The organism is Dolichospermum circinale AWQC131C (assembly GCF_000426905.1).
Classification (GTDB): Bacteria; Cyanobacteriota; Cyanobacteriia; order Cyanobacteriales; family Nostocaceae; genus Dolichospermum; species Dolichospermum circinale.
Genome location: NZ_KE384657.1, coordinates 53,962 through 55,122, shown reverse-complemented (window position 1 = coordinate 55,122; position 1,161 = coordinate 53,962). Strand labels below are relative to the sequence as shown.

General features: G+C 38.4%; 2 protein-coding genes. Both read left to right on the top strand.

From position 1 onward, the window contains the following. Positions 1–297 precede the first annotated feature (297 nt). Positions 298–714, top strand: a complete 417-nt coding sequence (locus ACIR131C_RS0120380; protein ID WP_028085102.1) for a cupin domain-containing protein — start codon at positions 298–300, stop codon at positions 712–714. A 69-nt stretch (positions 715–783) separates the two neighbouring features. Continuing rightward, positions 784–1,107, top strand: coding sequence for a HesB/IscA family protein (locus ACIR131C_RS0120375; protein ID WP_028091641.1), 324 nt, complete (start codon positions 784–786; stop codon positions 1,105–1,107). The last annotated feature ends 54 nt before the right edge of the window (positions 1,108–1,161 follow it).

The following is a 1,161-nucleotide window of genomic DNA, read 5'->3' as shown; positions in this document are numbered from 1 at the left end:
TTATTAATAAATGGTTTTAGGTTTATATGGCTAACGCCACGCTACGCTATCAGCAAGCCCTAAGTAGATGAACGGAAAATATCTTGAAACCTTCAAAGAAGTCGGCGATCTTATTCACATCTTATCCTAAGTCGTGTTTTTGATAAAGATTTTATGTAGACATAGAGTTTGAACATTCTCATTTTACCAGCCAGTGTTGACTTTTGCTATCTTAATCAAAGTGGCCGAATTTCGCCCCCTTTATCATCAACTGTTAAAGCTAAAAACGGGTTTATTATGTCTCCAAATGAGGTAATTATGGCTAAATTATCAGAAACTGTCCCCACGAATACACTGACTTTACAACCAACAATTAATTCTAGAGGCATTGCTGCGGGTGAATTACGTCCTTGGGGGTCTTTCACAGTCTTGGAAGAGGGTCGCGGATATAAAATTAAGCGTATTGAAGTAAAACCAGGTCATCGCCTGAGTTTACAAATGCACCACCACCGTAGTGAACACTGGATAGTTGTTTCAGGTACAGCCAAAGTAGTTTGTGGCGATCACGAGATATTATTAAGCAATAATCAATCAACCTATGTTCCCCAATGTACAACTCATCGCTTAGAAAATCCCGGCGTGATTCCCTTGATTTTGATTGAAGTGCAAAATGGCGAATATTTAGGAGAAGATGATATTATTCGTTATCAAGATGACTATGCACGTGAAAAATAGACAATAGATACAAGGGAATAGACAGGGGAGATTTTTTTCTTTTTGATCACTGACCAATAAAAAAATTCCATGATCAATTTAAGTTCAGCAGCCATTAATGAAATCAGGCGCTTAAAATCCAAACAACCAGCAAATATTTTATTTCGTTTGCGGGTGAAATCTGGTGGCTGTGCTGACTGGTTTTACGATTTAGGTTTTGATACAACTGTACAAGCCACAGACCAGATGGTAGAGTTTGATGATATTCGTCTAGTTATAGACCCAGGAAGCCTAAATTACATTCATGGCTTGTCACTAGATTACGCAGAAGATTTGATGGGTGGTGGTTTTCGCTTTGATAACCCCCAAGCAATATCCAGATGTAGTTGTGGTAATTCTTTCTCTATTTGTTAGTTGTCCGTTGTCCGTTGTCAGTTGTCCGTTGTCCGTTGTCAGTAGTTAAGAATT

Excerpts from the sequence above, each read along its gene's own strand:
- ACIR131C_RS0120375 (WP_028091641.1), top strand. The coding sequence starts at position 784 with ATGATCAATTTAAGTTCAGCAGCCATTAATGAAATCAGGCGCTTAAAA.
- ACIR131C_RS0120380 (WP_028085102.1), top strand. The coding sequence starts at position 298 with ATGGCTAAATTATCAGAAACTGTCCCCACGAATACACTGACTTTACAA.